The sequence below is a fragment of the Tunturiibacter gelidiferens genome (genome assembly GCF_051013345.1).
Lineage (GTDB): Bacteria > Acidobacteriota > Terriglobia > Terriglobales > Acidobacteriaceae > Edaphobacter > Edaphobacter gelidiferens_A.
Genome location: NZ_CP132939.1, coordinates 2,372,236 through 2,394,693 on the forward strand (window position 1 = coordinate 2,372,236; position 22,458 = coordinate 2,394,693).

Genomic DNA, 22,458 nt, shown 5'->3' on the forward strand with positions numbered 1-22,458 from the left:
GCTGCTTTCGTTCGCCTGCCACAAATTACCTCTCGAATGGGGATGCTAGTTGCTGGGTAAGGTTGCTGACCTCCCAAAAGGCGGACATTCTGCAGCTTGATTTGTTTCGTTCTTGTCATCTGGCTTTTCCCGATATAAGTCCTGGTCTATGTCGCCAGAGTATCCATTGCATAATCCCAGGGGCTGTTTGGTGACTACAGCTTAGTTCTAGTTTTACGCCTGGTCCAGTACCGAGAGGGCGGCGTAAAACCTATTTCCTTAAGTATTGCCGGCATACCGCCCCAATGGCCAGAAGCTCCTATCACTTGTCCGACTCGCTTCTTTACCGTCTCTGGCAATATCACATGCCCGGCACGATGGTCACTCAGCAGTTGGATCGGTGAAAGTCCGTATTCAGCAACTATCTCTCTCGCCGCGGTAACGACCAAATCCCGCGTCCATTTTTTCCCCCTCACGAGATCAATGCCCAGGCTTTCCCTTGCGGCTACAGCACCACCAGCGTATTTAAGGACCGCCATAGCAATTTTGGAAGCTTCTCGTTCGATCCCTGCCGATAACTCTCCCTTTCTCTTGTATCGTTGTCGAGCTTGGTCCGGTGTCATCCCGTGCCGCTCAGTGAACTCTCTGTAAGCCTCAAGCGCTTTTTCGGCGGTCCAATCGATTGTGCTGACTTGCTCCTGATCGAGGAGCTTACGCAGATTTCGAACGCCGCCGAACCACAGCTTGATGTAAACGGAAAAAGTATTCAAAGCTTCGCCCGGACGATCCACCCACTTTCCCCGCTTCCTAAGCCACTCTTCTGTCGGAAACTTCCCGTCGGGCATTGTCGCCGTGAGATGACGTGCGTATTCGAGTAACTCGTCCGCATTGCTCCAGTGGGTCGCGTGAATCAGGCGGTCGGTCGGCTTATCAAATTGAAATGGTTCAATTCTCCCTATGTGTGGCTCTAGTACGTCGGTCAGGCGCTTCTCTTCATAGCAATCCCGAAATCCAACGCCTAGGAAATTAGGGTTGTTTTCTTGATTAAAGTCCTCTTTCAAAATGCGTTTGGCTCGGTATTCCTCTTCCAAGCCTAGCGGTTTGTCGCCCCAGACCTCAACATCCACCCAACGACCATCTGAGGCCAAAAACCTTAGATCATACATCCCGTAACGATATCCACTGTGCTCGGCATAGCCATCCGCATACTTGCGCCCTTTGCGGTGCTCAATTCCTCTTGCATATAGAAAATTAGATAATGACGCTTCGGCGTGACTGAGCCACCGCAACCCGTTTCGGCTTTCAACAAAGTTGCTGTTGGAAAAGTCCTTGAGGGCAGAACGTAGATCCACCCATGTAAATCCAAGGCTGTAAACCGAAGACACTAATGACCCATGACCATTAGCTTGAAACCATGCAGCCGCGGGAAGGCTACCTTGTTCCTCCGCAACCTCTCGTGCTTCTGTGAGTACTCGATCCCATGTCCATCTGAAGCATTCTCGTCCCCCAGCTCTCATTGGCTGTGCTAAACGATGAGCGTGGTACTCGTCTTCAAGATGCAATGCTTTGATGACATGTGCCAGCTTTAGACCTTTGCTGTAAAGAGGGAAGTAGAGCTTATGAAACTTGAGCGATTTGAAGCTAAATGCCGTAATGCCTTCTCGCTCGTACAATGCTCTGCATTCGTCCAAGAGTTGATCTCCGGACATTGCAGCATAGCCATCAACAGCTGGTGGTCTGCCAATCAAGACCCCGGTCTTCGACTTTACACGAGGTCTCGGAAGTGGAAGATATTCTGATATAGAAAGACCTCCGCTTTGCTTTTTTGCCTCTTTTATTGGTTCTCGCATCTTTTTGTCGCGATCGAAGCCTCTATAGGCTATTACCGTTCTGGGCTTTGAGAGTAGGTAGGAGCAATTCTCTGCTTAGTTCGAAAAATCGAGACGGGGACACCTAATTCAGTTGATGTCGCACCATGCGACACGGTCACCCGCCGTTTTTAATTTCTCCCGACCGGCGGCATCGCAAAACATATTCTCAACTGTTCCGGCGTGAGGCCGCTGCCCACTAGTCCAAACCCAGGCTTACAGAAGCCGGGGGCACATTGGTTTCGACCACCTTCTTAATTCGCTGACATGCGTCAGAAGAAAAGCCTGCACAATAATCTGCCGCATTCGGGACATCTTGGTTGGTGCAAACGATATTAGCAATTTCACCCGCAATAGAGCGTGGCGGAGCATCTAAAACATCTGATTGTCCCATGTTTCCATCGAACGACCGAAAGTGGCCCTGGCAATCGAACCATAGCATCTCTAGCCTGGTCGAATCGAACATAGAGTGCGGAGCGCCTGTATACACAGTGAATTCGCGAGAGCTGTGCTAGCTTTAAGCCCATGGCTAAGATCGAACAATGCCTCATTGACGTACAGCTTGCGCTTGCAATTAAAACCATAGTTGAAGCTACCGGTGTAGCGATTCCTGATGGCAAATTGGGTTTGATGTGCCCGGAGTGCAAACGGGCTGTAAAGCCTCATGCAGGGGAGTCGGCGCACTTCGAACATCTCCGGCGCAACAGCAACTGTTCGCTCAGTCACAAAATGCCTGCTTACGAACGCTAGGGCCCCATACGTTAGGGCATTGACGCAGAGGCAGCTCGCTATCGTCGTGTGGCACTCTAAGGCTGATCTTGGGTCAAAGCAGAGCCTTTTCGTGGCAATCAACCTTCGTTTCGTATTTTCTCTGAAAGGTTTACATGTTCGCGTTGTCCGGGGATGGAGGACTGGTCGCGCTCAAGCCAACCCAGTTTGCTTTGGAGATCGACTTTCAGCGATTGCTGGAACAATATCCGGAACTGCTTTCGGGTGACCTGATCGACCCCGAAGAGCCTAGACAATGGGTTTTGGTGACACGGGAAATCGCCATTCCCGGTGAGATGAACGGATCAGGACTCTGGTCTGCCGATCATCTATTTCTCGATCAGGATGGTGTGCCAACCATCGTCGAAGTGAAGCGTCAGACCGACACCCGTTTGCGCCGAGAGGTGGTCGGACAGATGCTCGACTATGCGGCTAATGGCACGGCCTACTGGACCGTGGAAACCATACGCTCGGCGTTTGAGGCCACGTGTGCCAAGAGCGATAAAGATCCGGATTCAGAGTTGCAGCAGAGGTTTGGCCCAGAGGTCGAGAGTTCCCGGTTTTGGGCTCAAGTCAAGACCAATCTTGAGGCGCAGAAGATACGGCTTCTTTTCGTGGCCGACGTCATTCCCCGGGAACTACGCAGAATCGTTGAGTTCCTGAACCGCCAAATGAATCCCGCTGAGGTTCTGGCCCTGGAACTCAGACAGTACGGGGAGAGAACGGCCTGCGAACCCTAGCTCCAACACTTTTTGGACAGACCGAGGGAGCGCGAGCACAGAAGTCTGGGGCAGCGGCACGCAGTTGGGATCGGGAGTCGTTCTTCAACGAGCTTGCATCCAGATATAAACCTGACGTGGTGCAGGCGGCCCACAAAATCGTGGCGTGGATGGAGAAGAACACGTCTTCTGGAACGATCTATGGCCACGGAAAATTGGATGGATCGGTGACCGGGTTCCTCCTGGCAGACGGGACGATGAAGCTGTACCCGATGCTGCTCATGACGTCAGGCAAACTCTATATCAACTTCCGGGATTGCATGAAGCCTCCATTCGATGCGGAGCCCAAGCGGATTGAGTTTCTCGAAAAACTGAACTTGATTCCAGGAGTGAAGTTGCCGACGGACTGCATTGCCAGACAGCCGTTTATCCCGTTGAGCATACTGACAGGCGAAGGACAAATGGATCGCCTTTTGCGGGTAATGGATTGGTTTGCCGGGCAGCTTCACTGACAATACTTTCTTGCACTATTGCGGACTTGCTTCGAACTATCGATGGCGCGCGCCGTCCTGACCAATTCTGGTAATTTAGGAGGCAGTGATTCTGCATATAAAATGACGCGATGACACCCAAGCAAACGGAATGAAAGCTACTTCTTCTTGCCTGCCCGCGCCGGCCTTTCAGAATCTAAGGCAAGCCTCAGTTGCGCCAATATCTGATTGGTGATTTCATCCACCCTTTCCTGCTGTTTACGCCAAGCTTGTCCGCTAGCATCGGCGAAAACTCCGCGATTTCAGAAGCCGAAATCCTATGCCAAACAGGCAAAATCCTCTTTTTGTGTGTGGAGTCAAGTGCGAATAGCCCATTCAGCTCTTTCTTAGTCCAATCTTTTTTGAAGAAATTCTTGCTCAGTATTACGACACCAAATCGTGAACCTGTGAGACCCTTATCAATCGAAGCTCGCAAACTGTCACCTAAGCCGAGCGAGAACTCGTCATACCAGACCCTGACCAATCGCCCCGAAATTTTCTGCTTCCTCAGCTTCTCGGCAAGGGGCTTTGCTACTCTTTCCTTATCCTCGCTTGCATGCGAAATAAACAGATCCCATTCACCTTCGTATTTCTCCTTTCGCAGCACCTTGTTGCTAGGCGCCAGCTTCTTAACTGGCTTACGCTTGACTTTGTAGAGAACCAAGTTCTTCAAAATGGACCGAAGCTGTGTTTGAAAGAAGCCCGACTCTTTGTTAAGCTGCTCCCACTTCTTGTGAATTGGAGAGCGCGGGAGAGCAACGGCCAAAGAGAAGGTAAGATTGCGCTTTATTTGGTCAGTGTCAAAGAATGTTCCGACAAGAACGATGGAGTGGCTTTTCCATAACATCACGTCGTTCTGGAACTGCTGATAATCACCTACAGAATCTGTAATCGGCCTCTCGAGGAGCTTCTCGCCCTCTGCAATTTGTTTCTCAAGCCCTGCTCCAGCGATTTTGCGCGTCACTACGAGCTTCGGTTCTATTCCCATTATGCGGGCCACGTTCCTTTTCATAAGCTGCAAGAAGAACCAAGTATACGAGGATCAGTCCTCGAAAGTCGGCCAATGTCCGCCGATCTGAGCGCTGTTGAGCACGTCTCCAAGGATTAGTACTCGGAAACGCCCATGGCGACGCTGATTGCCTTGGCTGCGCGGCAGCCGATTCTAGTCGCCATGCCGACTTGCGGGGAGTAATCGGCGTCGGTGAGCGCCTTGGCGATTTATCATTCGTCCCGAGTGAGTATCGGTAAAGTGGAGGCGCGAATGATTGCGCATGGCGTTTTCCTCAGCTACTGCATTGCACTCGTAAAGCTGTTGAGGCGGAGTCTCGATGAATAGATTGAAAATGCCAGTCTGGACCTTGGCAGGCGGATTGATCGTTTTGCAGATGATGCTGATTGCGATCATTGTTCATGGCGAGTCGCTCACCTTTGATGAGGGCGACCATATTTTCGCCGGCTACATGATGTGGCATACCGGTGACTACGGTCTGAATCCCGAGCATCCGCCGCTGGTGAAACTGGTGGCTACACTGCCGCTGCTGCAGGAGCAGCTTTGGGTGCCTCCGCTGCAACACCGAATGTTCAAGGGTGAGGCGTACCGGGATGGCCGTGATTTTATGGAACGAAATGATGGCCCAAGCCATCGCCTGCTCTTCCGCATGCGCCTGGCAGCAGGTGTCTTCGCCATGGGCCTCTCAGTGATGGTATTTCTCATGGGGAGCAAGCTCTTTGGCCAGTCCGCTGGCTTGCTGGCTTTGCTCTTGGTGGTCTTCGAACCCAATGTGTTGGCCAACAGTGATCTGGTAACCACCGATGTGGGAGTCGCGTGCTTCTTTTTGGCGACAATTTATTGCTTCTACCGTTACGCAAGGCAGCCGTCTGTGATTCGTCTGTTGCTCACCGGCCTGGCAGCGGGACTAGCGCTGTCGGCCAAGCACAGCGGGATTTTGCTGGGTCCCATGCTGCTGGGATTGACGCTGGTAGAGATCGCCTGTGCCGAGCGGGGACAGCGCAAGCGGATGGCTGGCACACTTTTTGGCGGATTGGTAGCCACCATGGTCCTCGCGGTTGGGTTGCTCTGGGCTTTCTACGGTTTTCGCTATGCGGCCAGACCGGCGGGGCTGGTCATGAACCCGACGCTGAGCGAATACGCTGCACCTCTCACAGGGGTGAACAGTTGGGTCATAGGACATCTCGCCAACTGGCGGTTGCTGCCGGAATCCTACCTGATGGGAATAACTGACATTCACTATGCGGCGCAGCAGTATGCCATCTTCCTGCTGGGGCACGACTATCCTCACGGCGTTTGGTGGTACTTTCCAGTCGCGCTGTCCATCAAGACCACTCTGGGCTTGATCGGTCTGGTGGTTTTGGCCGGTATTGCGCTCGTCAGCAGAAGGCTCAGGCAGAGTAGGGAGCTGGCGTACCTGGCTGTGCCTGGCGCTATCTATCTCACTGCGGCGATCCTCAGCGGTATGAACATCGGCACTCGTCATGTTCTGCTCTTGTATCCACTGGCTGCATTGCTGGCAGCAGCGGGTCTCACAGCGCTCGCGCAGCATAGCCGGCGCTGGATGTGGATCGGTGGAGGATTGGTGGCGTGTCATATCGTTTCCGTCATGGCTGTTTTTCCGGCAGAGATGGCGTACGGCAACGAAGCCTGGGGCGGAACGGAAAACACACACAAATATCTGAGCGACTCCAGTGTGGATTGGGCGCAGCAACTGCCACACGTTAAGCAATGGGTTGACGCCCACCCTGGCGTGGAGTGCTGGTTCGCCTATTCCGCTTATCCGGATCTTCGTCCGCAAGCCTACGGCATTCCCTGCCACCCGCTCCCCACGGCCCATACCCTATGGGAGATTCTGCCGGTCGACGTGCCGGAAACCATCCATGGCAACCTCCTGTTAAGCGCAGACGATCTGGAAGCCTGTGACTGGCCCAGCGATCAGTTGAATGTCTTCGAGCGATTCCGGTGGATGCCGATGGCGGAGCAGATCGATCACAGCGTGTTTGTGTACCACGGCGATTTCCATGTCCCTGAAGCGGCGGCCTTGGCAGCAGTCCAAACGGCGAATATCCTGCTCAGGCAGAAGAGGCCCGCAGAAGCTTTGGTTGCGGCAGAGAAGGCTGTCGCTTTGCAGCCGGAAAATTTGCTGGCGCAGACGGCCTTGGGAGACGCCCAGACAGCAGTAGGCGACAAAAACAGTGCACGAGCCGCCTATGAATTGGCACTGGCAGCGGCCCATCGATTAGAAGCCGACGCCCAGCCGCTGTTTGTGCCGGATTTAGAGCAGAAGCTGCATCCGTGACATCGTCAAAACATAAGCAGTGAGGTTTTTCTTTCCATCCGAAGTCGATGGCGACACTTGCCTGATTGCAGACAACAGGGCAAAGCGCTCATTGAGCGTCGGTTGCACGCAATTCTCAGAATTACTCCCCATAAACGCCGTTGCGGTCGGCGAAGACACCAAGTGGCAGCTCATCTTCAGCGGAGTTCAGTCGATGAATTCAAACTGACCTACTGCCGGGTGTAAGCTCGCGGGCGGTTTGAGAGGTCGAGCTTGCGTGCGATTGCCGACTTATCGCTGTGAGGCTGCCGAGAGTGTGGCAGCCCCGGTTGTGGCGTCCTAAATTGGGATTATTCACTGCAGGCGACTTTTCGTTGCCAATCTGAACGGCGCGCTCAGTCCCGCGATCTCTACTCGATCTCGCGAACGACTCTGCAAGGATTGCCTACTGCAAGGACGTTGTCCGGTAGACTTCGGGAGACGACGCTTCCAGCGCCTACGACTGTGCGCGATCCGATAGTGACGCCAGGAAGAATGATCGCGCCCGAACCTACCCATACATCTAACCCGATCGTAATAGGAGCGCCATATTCCTCCTTACGTCTCAACGCCGCGTTGAGAGGATGAAGTGGAGTGAGGATTTGCACGCCAGAACCGAACTGGCTGTAGTCCCCAATGGTTATTTTGCAGACATCGAGGATGGTGCAGTTGAAGTTGAAGAATACCCGCTCGCCAAGTTCTATGTTGGATCCGTAATCACAGAAGAACGGTGGCTGCAGCCAAGCGGTATCCCCGCCTTTGCCAAAGATCTTCAAGAGCAGCTCCCGTCTCAACTCCCGGTCCCCCTCACGGGTAGTGTTCAGAATCTGGCAGAGGTCACGAGCGCGGTCCCGTGCTTGGACCAACTCGGGGTCTAGCGCGTTGTACATTTCTCCGGCAAGCATCTTTCCACGTTCGGTGTTCATCATGCACCTTTCGACCACTTTTGCAGAGAGCTACTTCCTCTTTCTGTGGAGTTTGATGCCGGATACTCTCAAGAATTTCTCCAGTGTGTCGATGACCAGATGCAGGGTTCCGAGGAGGACGGACTGGTGTAGGGCCGCGGATGGAGCGGGATGTCCTCACGCCTTGCGCAAAACTCGCGATCGATGAGCGACAGTCACTCATCACAAGCCGACATATCAGGACTAATCGGTTCTTCGATGAGCGATCTTGCTTCAAGAACCGCCGGCATGCTCACTCCTTCTTAATTCACGGAGTTAGTGGCATTTCACTGAAAGTTTTCGGCCAGGGCGATGGAACTGGTCAGCTTGTACTGCACAAAGTAGAGTGTAATCCCATTGCGTGACGCCGCGAGACTTGCCGTCCACGGAAGGGATTTTCCTTAAGCGTAAGCACGGGTGTAGTGCGACGTTTGTGGAAGTCATAGAACATTATCGTTGGAGCCGGCTCCGCATCTGCGTCCAGAAAGTAAATTCCGGAATCGACCACCGAAAAGTGGCCCCAGTAGCCATGATGCAGAGCATCTGTGATCTGTTCCTCTGCGCCTCCATTCACCGGCACAGTCCAGATGCCTCCACCTTCGAGTCTTGAATAATAGAGCTTCTTGCCGTCATTGGACTCGAACGCCGAATATCCCCCTTGATGAGTGATTTGCGTTTCTTCTCCAGACGCGAGGTCGTGTCGCCAGACCTGCCAGTCTCCCGTATTGTTAGCCGTAAAGTAGATCGACTTGCCGTCACGCGACCAGCTTGGAGCCTGCTGCTCAAATCGATCAGAGCTTACCATGTGCGGATTGCGGCCCACCGAATCCATCACATAGATATGGCTTCTCAATCCCGGCCGATAGTCGAACGCTATCGACTTACCATCCGGCGACCAGCGTGGAGTTCCGGCATGACCATGAGAGTTGGTCAGCTGCAGTGGATCGCTTCCGTCCGATCTGCTCTTCCAGATTTCCATCGTCCAGCCTGCGTCCTGCGCCAAGTCCGACTCGAATACCAGCTCCCGATCGTCGGGTGAGGGTTGAAGAGCCGAGCTGGTGCTCCCCGAAGCAAAAAGTGCTTGCACTCCGAGAACTCGTCCACCAGGCCGGGATAGCGTGACACGCACAGCTTCTGTCGGCCAGGTTCCAGGACTTTGAATATATGCGAGTCGACTGCCATCATGGGATTGCGAGCCAACTTCAGGGTAGACATCCTCGGCAGTCACGGAACCTCCATCGCGGGAGACTTTCCAGATTCGATTGATACCCTGCCGTGGCGACCGGAAGATAATACGCTTTCCGTCGGAAGACCACATCAGCCCCAAAAACTTCCTCCGTCCGACGTGACTACACGCGTGCTGCCTCCCTGCACGGGAATGGTACAGATTTCATTCACAGTCCTGGAGTGCATACGGGTAAACGCGATCGTGTTTCCATCGGGAGACAATACCGGAGTCCGATCGCCACGGTCCCCGTCTCCGGATGAGATAGGCACCGTTTCTCACCGGTTGCCAGTGAGAAGAGAACGATGCCGATTGCACCCTGCGGCGAACACTGGGCAGCGATTACCAGCGACTTGCCGTCTGCGGTCCAAATGGGCCAACCGGCGTTCCCGTAGATGCACGCCACGCTCGTAACTTTGCGCTCCGCACCGCCCAACGCTGGAACAACAAAGATCGCTCCTCCACTGTCATTGCAACGGCCAAACGCTATCTTATGCCCATCCGGAGACCAGCTTGCACAGCAAGTAAAGCCACTGTCGGTATGGGTCAGGCGCAGAGGCTTTTCGCCGCCAATCAAATGAACATACACATCCCCGCGCACGGCATTTTCGCCATCCCAGATGAATGCGATCTGTTCAGAGTTCGGGGAAAGTACCGGATCACTTACTTTTCCCGGAAGATCGAGGATTGGGACCATCCGCATTCGGGCCGATGGTCCGGAGACATGTTCGCTGCGATGATTTCTGGCGCGCAGAACCAAACCTGAGACAACAACTATGATCGCAACGCACACGATAGCACCCAGGATGCGGAAGCCGCGACGCCTCGAACTTTCAGGCATATCGAGCATGGGAGGCGGGGTAGACTCTGGTGTTTCGTGTGCCGTCAGTGCGACCTGTGAATGGCTCAGACCCGCGGGCCGGTGGCCTGCAGCTGACGACTGATTCTCGGCGAGAACAACATCCGCCTGTTCTTCATTTGCGATATCCGACAGCCTTGAAGTATCGGAGACGATTTTTCTTACCGCAGGTGTAAATCGATACCCGCGCTTGTGCACTGTCTGGATGATCGAAGTTCCGTTTTTCCCGTCCCCAAGGACCTTCCTTAATTGAGAAATATTCTGCGCGAGGGTGACTTCCTCGACAAAGACTTCGGGCCAGAGTTGCCTGATGAAGCCATCTTTCTCAATGAGCCGGCCCTCGCTCTTAACCAGGATCAGCAGCGTCTCAAAGACCTTCGGAGTCAAGGCTACAGGCCGCCCATGCTGTAGCAGAAGTTGCTCAGCAGGATCCATGCGAAAGTCGCCGAATTCATAGATGTACTTCACGGATATAGGGATACCTGCAAGAACTCGGGCCTCAAAATTCTATCAACTAACTTTCACACTTCTGTCAGGACTTCTTCCTCCGGCCTCCTGCAAAGTCTCCCTGTCGCGCGTCCTTCCCTGCGTTGCGGCTCACATTCCCAAGGAGGGTCTATGAAAAACAATTCGACTTTAGCCCCATTGAGCATTATTACCCGGAAATTTGCGGTTGGCATCATCCTGGTATCGGGCACTTTTGCTCTTGGCCAGCTCAACCATTCAGGCCCCTTCGATGATCGCAACGAAGAGCAGAACAAAAGGTGTTCAAACCGGACTCTGACTGGCGACTATGGAATTCAGATCGAAGGCAACAGGACGGATGTGAATGATGCCACCTTGCGGACTCTGGTTCTCGCTCACTTTCACGGAGACGGCACCATCACAGAGATCGACCACGTCGTTTTGAACGGCCAGCCTCCCGACCAGGAGTGGAGACCGAGCACCGGCACCTACAGCGTCAACCCGGATTGCACCGGGTCGGCCTCGATCGACGTTGCCCCCGGCTTTCCTCCGCTCGGCTACCACTTCATCGTGGTGAACCAGGGCCGGAAATTCATCCTGGTGGTCGACGGCGGCGCGATCAACGGTGTCGCTTACAAGGTTGATTGAATTTCACCGGCACTCAATTGACGATAACAAGTGGGTGTTGAAAAACTCACTTTGCAAAAATCCTCAGAAAATAGATCGCGTCAGGATGCCCTACAAACGATTTGTTGAGGTTGCTTAGACATTTTCTATCCCCAAATTTGTACTGGTTTTCTGAGATTTCGAGTTTTTCAACACCCACAGGCCTTAGCACTCATCGAACCGCGGCGTTTCAGGATTCCGACTCATTGTCGGCAACCCTTTCATTACGCACCCGAACGGCCGACCGCGGGTGAGGTGCGGGTTGCCCGTCACTCGGGAAGACGACGGCGATGAACAAGAAGCTGGCTGCAAGCGAGTGCGTTCGATCGTATCTCGGCTCTAGATTTTTTTGAAGGCTGTAACGAGCTATGAATATGACGCCCCGCTGTACGGACAGGTTCCCGGCTGCAGCCACATACATCAAGTCTCCCCTACAAGCAAGAAGCCTGGAAAGCTCTCGTAAGAGAATTCCAGGCTCTGAATGATGAATGGCAAACCGAACGGATAGGCTTATGTAGAAGCCCTGCTCAGCTCATTTCCTTCAGACGGCAGACCGAAGTCAGCCGACGATATCTGCACCTTTACGCATGATTCAACCCTCCACGGATCTGGTTTGAATTCTACCTCGTTATTTGAAGCGCTTAGTATTTATTGTGGCCCTCCTAGAGAGGACAGCTTCAGCACAGAGCTGCTTCGCATGTGCAGGTACCGGCGCCAAGCGTCAGGGGATTTGATCAAGCTTCCGCCGGATAGTGCTGCCCAAGTCTCTAAGGAAAATCACCCCAGCTTGGAAGCGGCGGGGGTGATGATTGAAGAAGACTGGTCGCGGATAACGCTGCACTGGTGGCATATCGATGTATCCAGCAATATCCGGTAACTCCATGTTTTTCAAGCAGATGAGAAAGATGGCGGGCCGGTTGTTATCGACTTGCAATTAGAGCGGGCACAAGCCGGAGATTCTTGCATTTTATCCCGCAAATCAATTGCAAAAATCTGAACCAGTCAAGATTTCATAAGGTGAAAGTCACTCATTTTAGAAGGCTTTGGTGAAAGCCTTCTAAAATAGTGCAATAAACCTCCATAACTTACATAACCTCCTCAACTTCGGTCGTTACAGTTACTTGCGGGCGATGTAGGTTTTTGGCGAGAGCGAGCCAATCCTCCCCTAAGTACATCGAAGAAAGCGTCAGAAGCCGAGTCAGCGTCTCCTTGTCCATAACTAAGCCATTGCCTACCTGACTCAACCGCCGCGTCGCCAAACCCAACTTCCGCAGCCGATGTCCCACTTTCTCTGGGCTAAGTTTGGTCCGCTCGCCGCGCGCTTCCAGTAGACGGTTGACCTCGAGCGCGATCTCCTTTGCGTAAAGTTGTTCGGCGCCTCCCCTGCTCAGAGCGAGGACTGCTTCGATGACCAAGGCTTCGGCTGTATCCAGCCTTTCAGAGATCCGCTGCTGGTCGCGCGGCGCGAGAATTGAAACGAGCGCCGCCTGAAGGTCGGGCGAATCCACAATGCAGCTTCCGAGCGCCTTTGCGACGGCGCCGGTCTCCGGCGAGATCCCAATGGGGTTGAACGCAAGCCGACGTACCTGAGCCAGGTTACGTTCGCGATACTTGGCCAAGTTGCCGTTGAGATCCTCGACAGCCCGGTCAACCCCTATGGGAGAAATTCGTTTGTCCGCATTCAGCGCCGGCGTCACGTCGATGTAGATGGCGTGCTGGATCCTCCTAATCGTCGGATCTTCGCCGATGTAGACCGCCTTAGAAGTATGACAATTTAGGTAGGACCCTTGTTCCACCATCACGAAGCCTCGATTTGTCAGGTTTCCCAAGAGAGCTGCGGTCTGATTGTTGAGATTGGGTTCAGAGATCAGGAGCGTATGGCGGGACACATCTTTGAGGTCTCCCCTGCGAATTCCAGCGAGGAGCAGTGATCCAAGGCAGAGGTCATGGAGGACGCGCAGAAGTTCGGTTGCCTCGTGGGGAGGGCCGGTGATCACCAAGCATGGGAGCACGATAAGGGCCTCCTGGAACCAGGTGGAGACGACCCAGAACGCGGCAACAGCGATGTCGGCGTCGGACAAGTGAGTCTGTGCCTTGATCGTATGCTTAATGGTAGTGAGAATCTCGAGAGCCTTGCTTGATGGCGGCACCGGTGAAGACTGAGCCGCTGAAGTGGCGGCCTTATCGGTGCCGGACAACGGTAACGTTGGGTGGACTCCAGTCGCGGACGGGAGGTTTGCTTCTGACTCGTTCATGAAAGCCTCTCAAAGAAAGAACTGCGGACGGAAAGTGGCGATGAACTGCCGGGCAACACCCGCTCTATAAGGGGTTTCATAGACGGCTTTCTGGAAACAGTGTGTTTCCAGAAGATGCCGGTTGCGACAGGATCACTGAGCCTGAACTGGAAGTCCCGAAGGCACTTGGCCGGTGTGTGGTCCGAGACTGAAAGGGCTATCGGTGTCGTGCTTCAATATTGAATGCTCTTTTAGACAGCGCTACCGTGAAGTTTGGGATCATGAACAACCGCGTAGGTGTAAGAAGCGACAACTTGGAGAGTGCGTTGCCGGCCTGCTTTGAGTACTGTCTATTTAGACGACGGCGAGCCATGAGGCCCGTTGACATGCCCAGACGTGCCCCGGAGCTTTCCATCGCGCAAGCGATGGAAAGCGGTCGGGGTCAACACCTTGGCTACCGCTAGACGTACGCCTTGCTATTCAGAACAACAAACTGCTTGAGAGCTTCCTTGCGATTTTCTCCGGAAGCGATCGCCTCAAGGCAACCCCTGTACTCCGGCGAATTCCACAAGCGTGACTGAGCACGGTTGGTTTCATCCCACAGGGTCCACTCAAGCGCCTTTTCAGCGGCTTCACGTAACTCGGAGTCATTGAGGCAAGACTTATTCTTCTGGCTGATGAGGGCGCCCAACATCTCCCGCACGGCCTCACGCCGTTCGAATTCCGAGAGGTTAGCCTCCGTGACCATCTTGGCCCACTTCGACCAAGGTTCATGAACAGTCATCTTCATGCAGTAGCACATGACGTGCTGGTCGACCGACTCTACACGATGGCCATTCTGACCAGGGGTGTAGTGGCCGATACCGGCGTCGCTATATACCTGGAGGGCCAAAAACTGCTCAACACATACCTTGCCGTCCTCCGGCAGGTTTACATAGGCCGAGATAAGGTTCTCAGCCGCGTGAAGCCGATTCAAGTGCTTCGGCCCCTTCTTTGGTGTTGCTGACTTAAACATGCTAAAGCTCCATATCCTTTGGCTAGTGAATCCGTTTCGCGACGCATGGTGCGTTACCCTGCGCATCGTGTAATACATGGGCTAATACCCCGGGACGGAGCGGTTACCTGATTATTTTTTTGTGGAAAAGTCGATAAAGCTTCTTCGTGGACTCCCACTTCGACCTCTCCAGAGGTCAATATCCATAAAACGGCTGAGGGGGCAATTTGTGACGAAAAATGTCTCGATCAGCGCCGTCGCCATACGGAATCGTAAGCGCGGCTTGGCGAAGCGAAGGTTGTAAGCCTTTTATAATCAACATTTATTGCCTACGACAATGCTAATTGTCAGGGGTAAAATCAGTTCATGACAAATTCACTCGTTTTGGCGCCTGTACCCTGGCCCTCACCCCGGCCCAGGCCCGGCTGCGCAAGATGGTCCTCGACGCGGTCCCATCGCCGCACACCCAGCGCAACTACGCCAAGGCTCTGGACGACCTCTTCCAATTCTGTGCCAGCCGGCCTCTCTCCCGCTCCTTATTAATGGAGTGGAGGGCAGGCATGGAGTCGCTCTCGCCCTCCACTATAAATGTCCGGCTCTCGGCGGTGCGGAAGCTGGTCTCGGAGGCGCGGAAGAACGGAATGCTCGGGGCCAAAGAAGCCGCCAGCCTGACCGACGTCCCCAACATCCGCCAGAAGGGGACTCGGCTGGGAAACTGGCTGACCCGCGAGCAGGCCAAAGAACTTTGGTCGTCCCCGACCGCTCCACCCTGAAGGGCAAGCGCGACTACGTGATCCTGGCGCTGCTGGTCGGCTGCGCCCTACGGCGGAACGAGCTGGCCGAGCTCGACGTCGAGACCATCCAGCAACGAGAGGGCAGGTGGGTCCTGGCCGACCTCGAGGGCAAAGGCCGACGCATCCGCACCGTGGCCATCCCCATCTGGGTCAAGCAGGGTATCAACGCCTGGATGACCGCGGCCGGCATCGAAGACGGCCGGCTGCTACGGTCGATCTCGAAGTCGGGGAAGATCAATCGCGACACGCTGAGCGACTGGGCGGTCTGGTCAGTAGTTGAACAGTCATCCAAACAAATCGGCATCGAGCACTTCGGCGCCCACGACCTGCGCCGTACCTGCGCCAAACTGTGCCGAAAGAACGGCGGCGACCTGGAGCAGATAAAGTTCTTGTTGGGGCACTCGTCCATCCAGACCACGGAGCGCTATCTCGGCTCCGAGCAGGATATCGAGATCGCGGTGAACGACAACCTTGGACTCTAGTGGAGACCGCGACTTCTCGCGGATTTTGGGGACGCCACAATTTGACGAGCGGGTGCTAATATGCAAACACCTTGCACGGAAACAAGTTTGGTTTCAGCAAAGATGCGACCCGAACCCCAATTTGACTGAGCATGGCAACAGATGAGAACCGAGGAAAACACTATGGAACAGGGAACAGTGAAGTGGTTTAACGATGCCAAGGGGTTTGGCTTCATCAGCCGTCAAAACGGCGAAGACGTTTTCGCACATTACTCCGCAATCACCTCGAGCGGCTTCAAGAGCCTCCAAGAGGGTCAGGCTGTGCAGTTCAATGTGATTAAGGGGCCTAAGGGCTGGCAGGCAGCCGACATTCAGCCTCTTTAAATTACTTACTTCTTTGTGAAAGGGACCGGCTTAGCAGACTCGCGGTGAACGGTCGAAGATGCCGTGTGGTCTGGAAGCGACCTGTTCGCCTTCTGTGCCAGCCGGCCTCTCTCCCGGTCCTTATCAATGGAGTGGCGTGCGGGCATGGAGTCGCTCTCGCCGTCCACTATAAACGTCCGGCTCTCCGCCGTCCGCAAACTGATCGGGGAGGCCCGGCGCGCCGGCATGATCGGATTGGACGAGGCGGCCAGCCTGACCGACGTCCCCAACATCCGCCAGACGGGAACCCGGCTGGGGAACTGGCTGACCCGGGAGCAGGCCAAAGAACTTCTCGCAGTGCCCGACCGTTTCACCCTGAATGGGAAGCGCGACTACGTCCTCCTGGCCCTCCAGGTCGGCTGCGCCCTGCGACGCAACGAGCTGGCAGAGCTCGACGTCGTGACCATTCAGCAACGCGAGGGAAGGTGGGTGCTGGCCGACCTTGAGGGCAAAGGCCGATGTATCCGCACCGTCGCCATCCCCATCTGGGTCAAGCAGGGGATCAACGCCTGGATGACTGCGGCCGGCACGAAGACGGCCGGCTGCTGCGATCGGTCTCGAAGAGCGGGAAGGTCAATCGCGACACCCTGAGCGACTGGGCGATCTGGTCGGTAGTTACAGTCATCGAAACAAATCGGCATCGAGCACTTCGGCGCCCATGATTTGCGCCGCACCTGCGCCAAGCTGTGTCGGATGGAAGACCGGCTCTAATCCTGCTCGCCGATTGTTTGCGCATAGGTCTTGCCGTATGGGTAAAAGAGCTCTTTGCGGCCTTCCTTCCATGCAGCCTTCATTTCCGGCGTTGTGATATCCCAATCCGGCCGGCACTTTTGGGTGACAGCACGGAGGTCCTGGCGGAGATCTTCAAGCGTCGGGCGGCCGAAAAACCAATAGCCGTTGTAGATCTTGTATATGACGAGGCCCGGTTCCAGAACAATGACATGTGGAATCATCGGATCGTGGTCTGGATCGGTATATTCGGCAATGTCGAGATCCTTTTGAACACTTCGTCGCGTATCCGAAAGGAACGGCCAGTGAGCACCAACGCCTGAACGGTACTCGTTGGTAAGAGTTATGTTGTCGGTGCTGATGGTGACGAGACGGCAATATCCAACTTCCAGCTCACGGTGCAGCTGGACCAGGAGTTCTGAGTGCCGGCGGTCCTTGGGGCAATAGCCTCCCCGGCTGAGTACGAGAACCATGGGATGCTGACCCTGCAGTTCCGAGAGCTTGCGGCGTTTGGCAGTATGGTCAGTAAGTTCGTAGTCGGGAAAGAGCGCCCCGGGCACGATATCGGATCGCATAATGGAAGGTCCTTTCGGTGTGTCGAGTTGATCTGAATTAATTAATCACTGCAACAGTCGTTGAAACCTAAGAAGTCTAGGCAAAGCTGAGCACTTCGGTCAGCGGGCGTCTGCTTTTTTGCGGCCAGTTATTGGTAGCTGCTCGACCAATCGCAACCAACAATACTGGAATCTCATCGGGGAGAAGGCTGAATTCACTCGCGACGGCCACAGGATCGAAGCCGATCATCGGGCAAGAGCCGAACCCATGCAGTTCGGCGGCATATAGAAGTGACCCAGCTCCAAATGTAGCGCTTCGTATCGCTTCGCATCGCTTCGTCCCGCTGCATCTGCGGCTTATCGTCGTACAGACCTTTAGCCGCTCCTACCCATCCAGCGACAAGCTCGGGCGACATGAAGCCCGCATCCGCTGAGGGCGCGAGACGCCCTTCCAAGGCGGAATAGTCCGCGAGCTGTCCGCATACGATGAACGTTACGGCTGCCTCGCTTACCTTTGCCTGATCGTACGCAAGTTTACGAAGCTTGGCCTTCCTCTCTGGTGTTCGCACTGCCAGGAATCGCCAGTTCTGAAGGTTGAAGGAAGTCGGGGCTCGTGTCGCGAGATGGACCAAATGTTCAATCTGTTCGTCCGAAATCGTATGGTTTGGCTCGAAGACATTTGTGGTGCGACGGTGTTCGATTACGTTTTGCAATGCTTGATTCATGATTTTCTCCTGTGATTGCTCGGTATCTAGACGTGCAGTACTGTTGCGCCGACGGTTCGTCGCTGTTCGAGTTGCTGATGTGCGTGGACCAGTTGATCAAACCGATAGATGTTCGTTGGGTCGACCTTGAGAATTCCCGACTGTATGGCGTCGAAGAGATCGGCTGAGGAGGCAGCGAGAGCTTCTGGGGTGTCGTTGTAGTGCGGCAAAATTGCCCACGTCAGATACAGCGCTCGGGGTGCCAGCTCAAATGGACTGATTGGTTCCGGGAAACCCGATGCTTTGCCGAACTGAACCAGCGTGCCGCGGGGTCTCAGTACCGCGAGTGAGCCCCGGAACGTATCCTTGCCGACCGAGTCGTAGACAGCCGTTACTCCCTGGCCACCAGTCAACTCGAAGGTGCGTTCTACGAAGTCTTCCGTGCTGTAATTGATCACCGCTGTACAGCCCGATTGGAGAGCGATTTGCGCTTTCTCCGCAGTCGATACTGTTCCAATCACGTGAATCCCAAGCGATCTTGCCCACTGCGTGAAGATCTGACCCACTCCACCAGCTGCAGCGTGGTACAGGACGGTATCTCCTTCGTGGAGTTGAACGGTTTCCTTCAGCAGGTAACGTGCTGTCAATCCTTTGAGCAGGCTGCTGGCTGCCTGGTCGTCTGTTACTCCATCGGGAATTACGGTGAGGCGATCCTCAGGATAGAGACGCACCGTCGTGTACGCACCGAACGCATCGGCGTAGGCGACCCTGTCCCCAACCTTCACCAGCGTCACGTTCGGGCCAACCGCTTCGACGACTCCTGATGCTTCGTCACCGATGATCGCTGGAAACTCCGGGACCGGCAGTGTTCCGCGGCGATAGTAGATGTCTACAAAATTGAGACCGATGACGGTGTTTCGCACAAGAACCTCGTGACCAACGGGATCAGGAACATCCATGGTCTCGAAACGAAAGACATCGGGCTCTCCATACTTGTAGATACGTGCAGCTGTTGCTTTGGTCGACATATAGCTTTCCTCGAAAACGTGTAAGTGTGTCCCGGTGTTGTCGCCAGACTGGAGACAACGCCGGTCAAAGTCACAGGTTGATGCGTTTCCCTGTTTCGGACGAATCTTGAATCTGCTCGAAGAGCTGCTGCTGCCAGACCGCATCGTGGAATGTCGGAACGGCTTGTGTTCCACTGGCCAGATCTCTGCTCAACGCCACATACAAGTCGCCGAGTTCCGCTACGCCTGTCTGTAGGCCGGCCCGTGGGAACCACTCGTACTCCGCAGGGATCGGGAGATGCTCCAACGGCTTGCTATCCCCTTTGCCCCAGTGACAATGAAGTCTTCATCGACACCACCAAATGCTGAGGTGTTGGTGATCTTGAGATCACCTGCATCGCCAGTGATATCGATCTGCACGCCGGAACCGCTCAGCTTGCCGCCCTCGATATGGATCGAAAACAAACCACCATCGGCAAGAGTTCCATGCATCAACAGTTCGTCTGGCGATGTCGTCTGGATCTTTTCTCCTGTCTCCTTGATGGTGACCTCTGGAAACTGATTGACCGTGAGCGCTGAGAAGCTGGACGGCTTTCCCACCACTGAGAAGAGCACCGGAAAGAAATGGCCCCCAAAAATCGAGACGACGCTCATGAAATTCTCGACTGGCAAGCTCCAACGCGCCGCGTTTGTACGGATTTCTCCGAACAGATTCACACTGACGTGCATGCGGGCCGAGCGCACCTTGCCGACAAAGCCTTGAGCGATGAGGTCATGGACATATCGAAAAGCCGGGGCGAACTGCCGCTGCAGGCCAATCTGGGTTTTCACTCCGGCAGCATCTGCGAGCGTCGCCAGCTCGGCAGATTTGGCCGCAGTCGGCGTAAGCGGCCACTCGCAGTAAACGTCCTTGCCTGCAGTGATGGCTGCGCGGATACCCTCCTCATGTTGCTGAGAAGTGGTCAGCACCAGGACCTGGTCGACCAATGGGTCCGTCACCAACGCATCCAAACTCTCGGCTACGTGAGGAATGCCATACTCTGCAGCGGCCGCCATCGCCGCTTCCTTGCGTTGGCTGTAGATAGCTACGATCTCGTACTCCGGCAAAAGCCTCAGCACCCGGACATGTGCGAACAAGGCCCAATTGCCAACACCGATCAATCCCAGACGAATTTTCTTTTGATCCTTCATACCTTCCTCCCTATGCGTGTCACTTGCTACAGAACTAAAGATGAGGAGGGACTGATAAAGAAGTGATACTTTATTGGAGTGCAATTGATAGTCCGGAGCGATCAGTGGAATTGAGACAACTTCGTTATGCGGTTGCAGTTGCCGATCATCTGAACTTCCGCGAGGCGAGTCGAGCGCTGCATGTCGCTCAGCCTTCGCTTAGCGTGCAGATCAAACAACTTGAAGAGGAAATTGGCGTAGCTCTCTTCATTCGTTCGAAGCGCCATGTGGAGATCACCCGTCCGGGTAAAGTCTTCCTCAAGACAGCGCGCGAAGCGCTCGCAATGCTCGACCGAAGCGTGTCTTCAGCGCGCAGGGCAGAGCGAGGCGAAGTGGGAACGCTTCGGCTAGGCTTCGTCGCAACAGCATTGTTCAATATCCTTCCCCGGTTGCTAGAGGAATTGAAGACCCAATTGCCGATGGTGACGGTTGAGCTGAGAGAAAGTCCTTCGTCCACCCAGATGCAGTTGCTGCAATCGGGAGATTTAGATCTGGGGCTTGGTTACTCGGAAGAACTGCCTAAGCAGATTTCAAGCGCGATCGTGCTGTCTGAGCCGTTCATTCTGGTGTTGCACGAGAAGCACCGAGCAGCGAAAAAACGAGTCGTGCTCTTCGAGGATCTGAAAGACGACCTTCTGCTGATACCGCGGAAAGATCTCTTCCCGACGTTGTATCAAGCGATCATCGACCTTCTCCTTGCGGCCGGGATGACCGACATGCGGACGCAGGAGATTGAGCATCCCCTGACGGCATTGGCCCTTGCGTCGGCAAACGCCGGTTTTGCGTTTGTGCCGGCTTCAGCGCAAGAATTGTCGGCAAGGGGGTGGTCTTCCGGCCTCTCAAAGCCGATGTTCCACCTCTTGAAACCGTAGCGCTCTGGTCCAACGCGAGCCCAGATCCTCTCGTGGCCCGAGTGCTGGACATCCTCAGACGTTTGGGGAGCGAGAAGAAAAAGGCCAGCTTCCCAACCGAAGCGCGTCGCAGCGGGTGAAGACAAGGCAGCGGTCGCCAAGGACTTCGGGATCAGCCGTGCGTCGGTATATAACTACATGGCATCGTAACCAGAGCGGAAGACTTATCCATCACTCGCACTTGGCAATTGATCACGGGAATCTTTTCCCCATGGAGGCCGCATTGGAACTATGACCATGCGTATCACAAAGGACCAGAAGATCGCGGGCATCGCTGCGATTGGCGTGCGCAACGTTCTGCAAAAGGTCTATGACGACAGCTCGTTTAATGAGCAGTGGCTCGCGGAGGAAATTTATTGGCTCAGGACTAAAGGTCAGTTCAAATACACGACACGTCGTGACTGCCTCCATTGGCTGCACTCGAAAGACGAGAAGACCTACACCCACTATCCTGCCTGCCGACGCTACTGGAACGCGAGCCTTCGTGCTGCTCCTCAACTCATCGAGACTCTCATCCAGCAGGGCTTCATTCGGCTGAATGAGAAAGAGACGAACGAAAGAAAGCTGCCGCGCTACGAACTTACGGACGACGGACGAGAGTTTCGCCGCGCTACCGCAGCCAAGCCGGTTCACCGCAAGAAGGCCGATGAGGCCATTAAGGGACTCATGGAGCGGGTCCGCATTGTCAATGAGGATGATTTCTTTCTTTACCGGGTCACGACTGTAGTCCTTTACGGAAGTTACGTGCGGGGCGCGGAACGTCCCGCCGATGTTGATCTGGCCATCGATGTCAAACGCAAAATAAGCGATGTCAAAAAGTTCCATGAGGCTTGCTGGAAACACCTCAACGACTCGGGGCGAGAATGTCGACGGATCGGATACGAGTTCGACTTTCCTCGTGACGAGGTGTTCGTATTCCTCAGGCAGCGCAAGCGAACGCTAAGCCTTCACACGCTGCACGACTTCATTGGCATGGAGAAACACGAGAACTTCAGCTATGAGGCGCTGTTCGGAGACAAGAACGCTATCTCGCAAATGCTGGGGGAGCCACAGCGGGTGTGAACC

Annotated in this window: 22 protein-coding genes; 10 read left to right on the top strand and 12 right to left on the bottom strand. The window is 54.7% G+C overall.

Annotated elements, in window-relative coordinates:
- Positions 1 to 194 precede the first annotated feature (194 nt).
- Positions 195 to 1,829: a hypothetical protein gene (locus RBB80_RS11690; RefSeq protein ID WP_433968333.1), complete on the bottom strand. Its 1,635-nt coding sequence runs from the start codon at positions 1,827 to 1,829 to the stop codon at positions 195 to 197.
- A 959-nt stretch (positions 1,830 to 2,788) separates the two neighbouring features.
- On the opposite strand from RBB80_RS11690, the gene RBB80_RS11695 reads away from it, so the two are divergent.
- Together RBB80_RS11695 and RBB80_RS11700 are read left to right on the top strand one after the other, a co-directional pair.
- Positions 2,789 to 3,355: a hypothetical protein gene (locus tag RBB80_RS11695; protein ID WP_433968334.1), complete on the top strand. Its 567-nt coding sequence runs from the start codon at positions 2,789 to 2,791 to the stop codon at positions 3,353 to 3,355.
- Positions 3,356 to 3,504: 149 nt separating this feature from the next.
- Positions 3,505 to 3,846 (top strand): hypothetical protein, encoded by a 342-nt coding sequence (locus tag RBB80_RS11700; RefSeq protein ID WP_433968335.1) that lies wholly within the window; start codon positions 3,505 to 3,507, stop codon positions 3,844 to 3,846.
- A gap of 187 nt (positions 3,847 to 4,033) precedes the next feature.
- Here the strand turns inward: RBB80_RS11700 and RBB80_RS11705 are convergent, their stop codons facing one another.
- Positions 4,034 to 4,864, bottom strand: a complete 831-nt coding sequence (locus RBB80_RS11705) for a TIR domain-containing protein (protein ID WP_433968336.1) — start codon at positions 4,862 to 4,864, stop codon at positions 4,034 to 4,036.
- A 385-nt stretch (positions 4,865 to 5,249) separates the two neighbouring features.
- On the opposite strand from RBB80_RS11705, the gene RBB80_RS11710 reads away from it, so the two are divergent.
- On the top strand, positions 5,250 to 7,175 hold the full coding sequence (locus RBB80_RS11710; RefSeq protein WP_433969624.1) for a phospholipid carrier-dependent glycosyltransferase: 1,926 nt from the start codon (positions 5,250 to 5,252) through the stop codon (positions 7,173 to 7,175).
- 389 nt (positions 7,176 to 7,564) lie between these two features.
- Here the strand turns inward: RBB80_RS11710 and RBB80_RS11715 are convergent, their stop codons facing one another.
- The 3 genes from RBB80_RS11715 to RBB80_RS11725 form a co-directional block, all read right to left on the bottom strand.
- A complete protein-coding gene (locus RBB80_RS11715) occupies positions 7,565 to 8,122 on the bottom strand; it encodes a sugar O-acetyltransferase (RefSeq protein WP_433968337.1) in 558 nt (185 codons plus the stop codon).
- Between the two features lie 337 nt (positions 8,123 to 8,459).
- The gene (locus RBB80_RS11720) at positions 8,460 to 9,224 is read right to left on the bottom strand and encodes a TolB family protein (RefSeq protein WP_433968338.1); all 765 of its coding nucleotides are present in this window, start codon (positions 9,222 to 9,224) and stop codon (positions 8,460 to 8,462) included.
- A 307-nt stretch (positions 9,225 to 9,531) separates the two neighbouring features.
- Complete coding sequence (locus tag RBB80_RS11725) at positions 9,532 to 10,689, bottom strand: winged helix-turn-helix domain-containing protein (protein WP_433968339.1); 1,158 nt, start codon at positions 10,687 to 10,689, stop codon at positions 9,532 to 9,534.
- Between the two features lie 150 nt (positions 10,690 to 10,839).
- Here RBB80_RS11725 and RBB80_RS11730 point away from each other — a divergent pair, with 150 nt between their 5' ends.
- Positions 10,840 to 11,334, top strand: a complete 495-nt coding sequence (locus RBB80_RS11730) for a hypothetical protein (protein WP_433968340.1) — start codon at positions 10,840 to 10,842, stop codon at positions 11,332 to 11,334.
- 1,103 nt (positions 11,335 to 12,437) lie between these two features.
- On the opposite strand, the gene RBB80_RS11735 is transcribed toward RBB80_RS11730, so the two are convergent.
- Together RBB80_RS11735 and RBB80_RS11740 are read right to left on the bottom strand one after the other, a co-directional pair.
- On the bottom strand, positions 12,438 to 13,607 hold the full coding sequence (locus RBB80_RS11735; RefSeq protein ID WP_433968341.1) for a hypothetical protein: 1,170 nt from the start codon (positions 13,605 to 13,607) through the stop codon (positions 12,438 to 12,440).
- 439 nt (positions 13,608 to 14,046) lie between these two features.
- The gene (locus tag RBB80_RS11740; protein ID WP_433968342.1) at positions 14,047 to 14,601 is read right to left on the bottom strand and encodes a hypothetical protein; all 555 of its coding nucleotides are present in this window, start codon (positions 14,599 to 14,601) and stop codon (positions 14,047 to 14,049) included.
- A 323-nt stretch (positions 14,602 to 14,924) separates the two neighbouring features.
- Here RBB80_RS11740 and RBB80_RS11745 point away from each other — a divergent pair, with 323 nt between their 5' ends.
- From RBB80_RS11745 to RBB80_RS11760, 4 genes are all read left to right on the top strand, one after another.
- Entirely contained in the window at positions 14,925 to 15,353 is a 429-nt protein-coding gene (locus RBB80_RS11745; RefSeq protein WP_433968343.1) for a site-specific integrase, read from the top strand.
- Complete coding sequence (locus tag RBB80_RS11750) at positions 15,326 to 15,856, top strand: tyrosine-type recombinase/integrase (protein WP_433968344.1); 531 nt, start codon at positions 15,326 to 15,328, stop codon at positions 15,854 to 15,856. The genes RBB80_RS11745 and RBB80_RS11750 overlap by 28 nt, the downstream gene beginning before the upstream one ends.
- 162 nt (positions 15,857 to 16,018) lie before the next feature.
- Positions 16,019 to 16,219 carry a cold-shock protein gene (locus RBB80_RS11755; RefSeq protein ID WP_020711995.1) on the top strand — a complete coding sequence of 67 codons (201 nt, stop codon included), beginning with the start codon at positions 16,019 to 16,021 and terminating at the stop codon, positions 16,217 to 16,219.
- Positions 16,220 to 16,363: 144 nt separating this feature from the next.
- A complete protein-coding gene (locus RBB80_RS11760) occupies positions 16,364 to 16,849 on the top strand; it encodes a tyrosine-type recombinase/integrase (protein WP_433968345.1) in 486 nt (161 codons plus the stop codon).
- A gap of 116 nt (positions 16,850 to 16,965) precedes the next feature.
- Here the strand turns inward: RBB80_RS11760 and RBB80_RS11765 are convergent, their stop codons facing one another.
- The 5 genes from RBB80_RS11765 to RBB80_RS11785 form a co-directional block, all read right to left on the bottom strand.
- The gene (locus tag RBB80_RS11765; RefSeq protein WP_433968346.1) at positions 16,966 to 17,562 is read right to left on the bottom strand and encodes a redoxin domain-containing protein; all 597 of its coding nucleotides are present in this window, start codon (positions 17,560 to 17,562) and stop codon (positions 16,966 to 16,968) included.
- A gap of 76 nt (positions 17,563 to 17,638) precedes the next feature.
- Positions 17,639 to 17,863, bottom strand: a complete 225-nt coding sequence (locus tag RBB80_RS11770; protein WP_433969626.1) for a nitroreductase family protein — start codon at positions 17,861 to 17,863, stop codon at positions 17,639 to 17,641.
- Positions 17,757 to 18,266, bottom strand: coding sequence for a nitroreductase family protein (locus RBB80_RS11775; protein ID WP_433968347.1), 510 nt, complete (start codon positions 18,264 to 18,266; stop codon positions 17,757 to 17,759). The genes RBB80_RS11770 and RBB80_RS11775 overlap by 107 nt, the downstream gene beginning before the upstream one ends.
- A 26-nt stretch (positions 18,267 to 18,292) precedes the next feature.
- On the bottom strand, positions 18,293 to 19,273 hold the full coding sequence (locus tag RBB80_RS11780) for a quinone oxidoreductase family protein (protein WP_433968348.1): 981 nt from the start codon (positions 19,271 to 19,273) through the stop codon (positions 18,293 to 18,295).
- Positions 19,274 to 19,492: 219 nt separating this feature from the next.
- Positions 19,493 to 20,443, bottom strand: coding sequence for a Gfo/Idh/MocA family protein (locus tag RBB80_RS11785; protein ID WP_433968349.1), 951 nt, complete (start codon positions 20,441 to 20,443; stop codon positions 19,493 to 19,495).
- A gap of 104 nt (positions 20,444 to 20,547) precedes the next feature.
- Between RBB80_RS11785 and RBB80_RS11790 the strand changes: the two genes are divergently transcribed.
- Positions 20,548 to 21,354, top strand: coding sequence for a LysR family transcriptional regulator (locus RBB80_RS11790; RefSeq protein ID WP_433968350.1), 807 nt, complete (start codon positions 20,548 to 20,550; stop codon positions 21,352 to 21,354).
- A 276-nt stretch (positions 21,355 to 21,630) separates the two neighbouring features.
- Positions 21,631 to 22,455 (top strand): hypothetical protein, encoded by an 825-nt coding sequence (locus tag RBB80_RS11795; RefSeq protein WP_433968351.1) that lies wholly within the window; start codon positions 21,631 to 21,633, stop codon positions 22,453 to 22,455.
- The last annotated feature ends 3 nt before the right edge of the window (positions 22,456 to 22,458 follow it).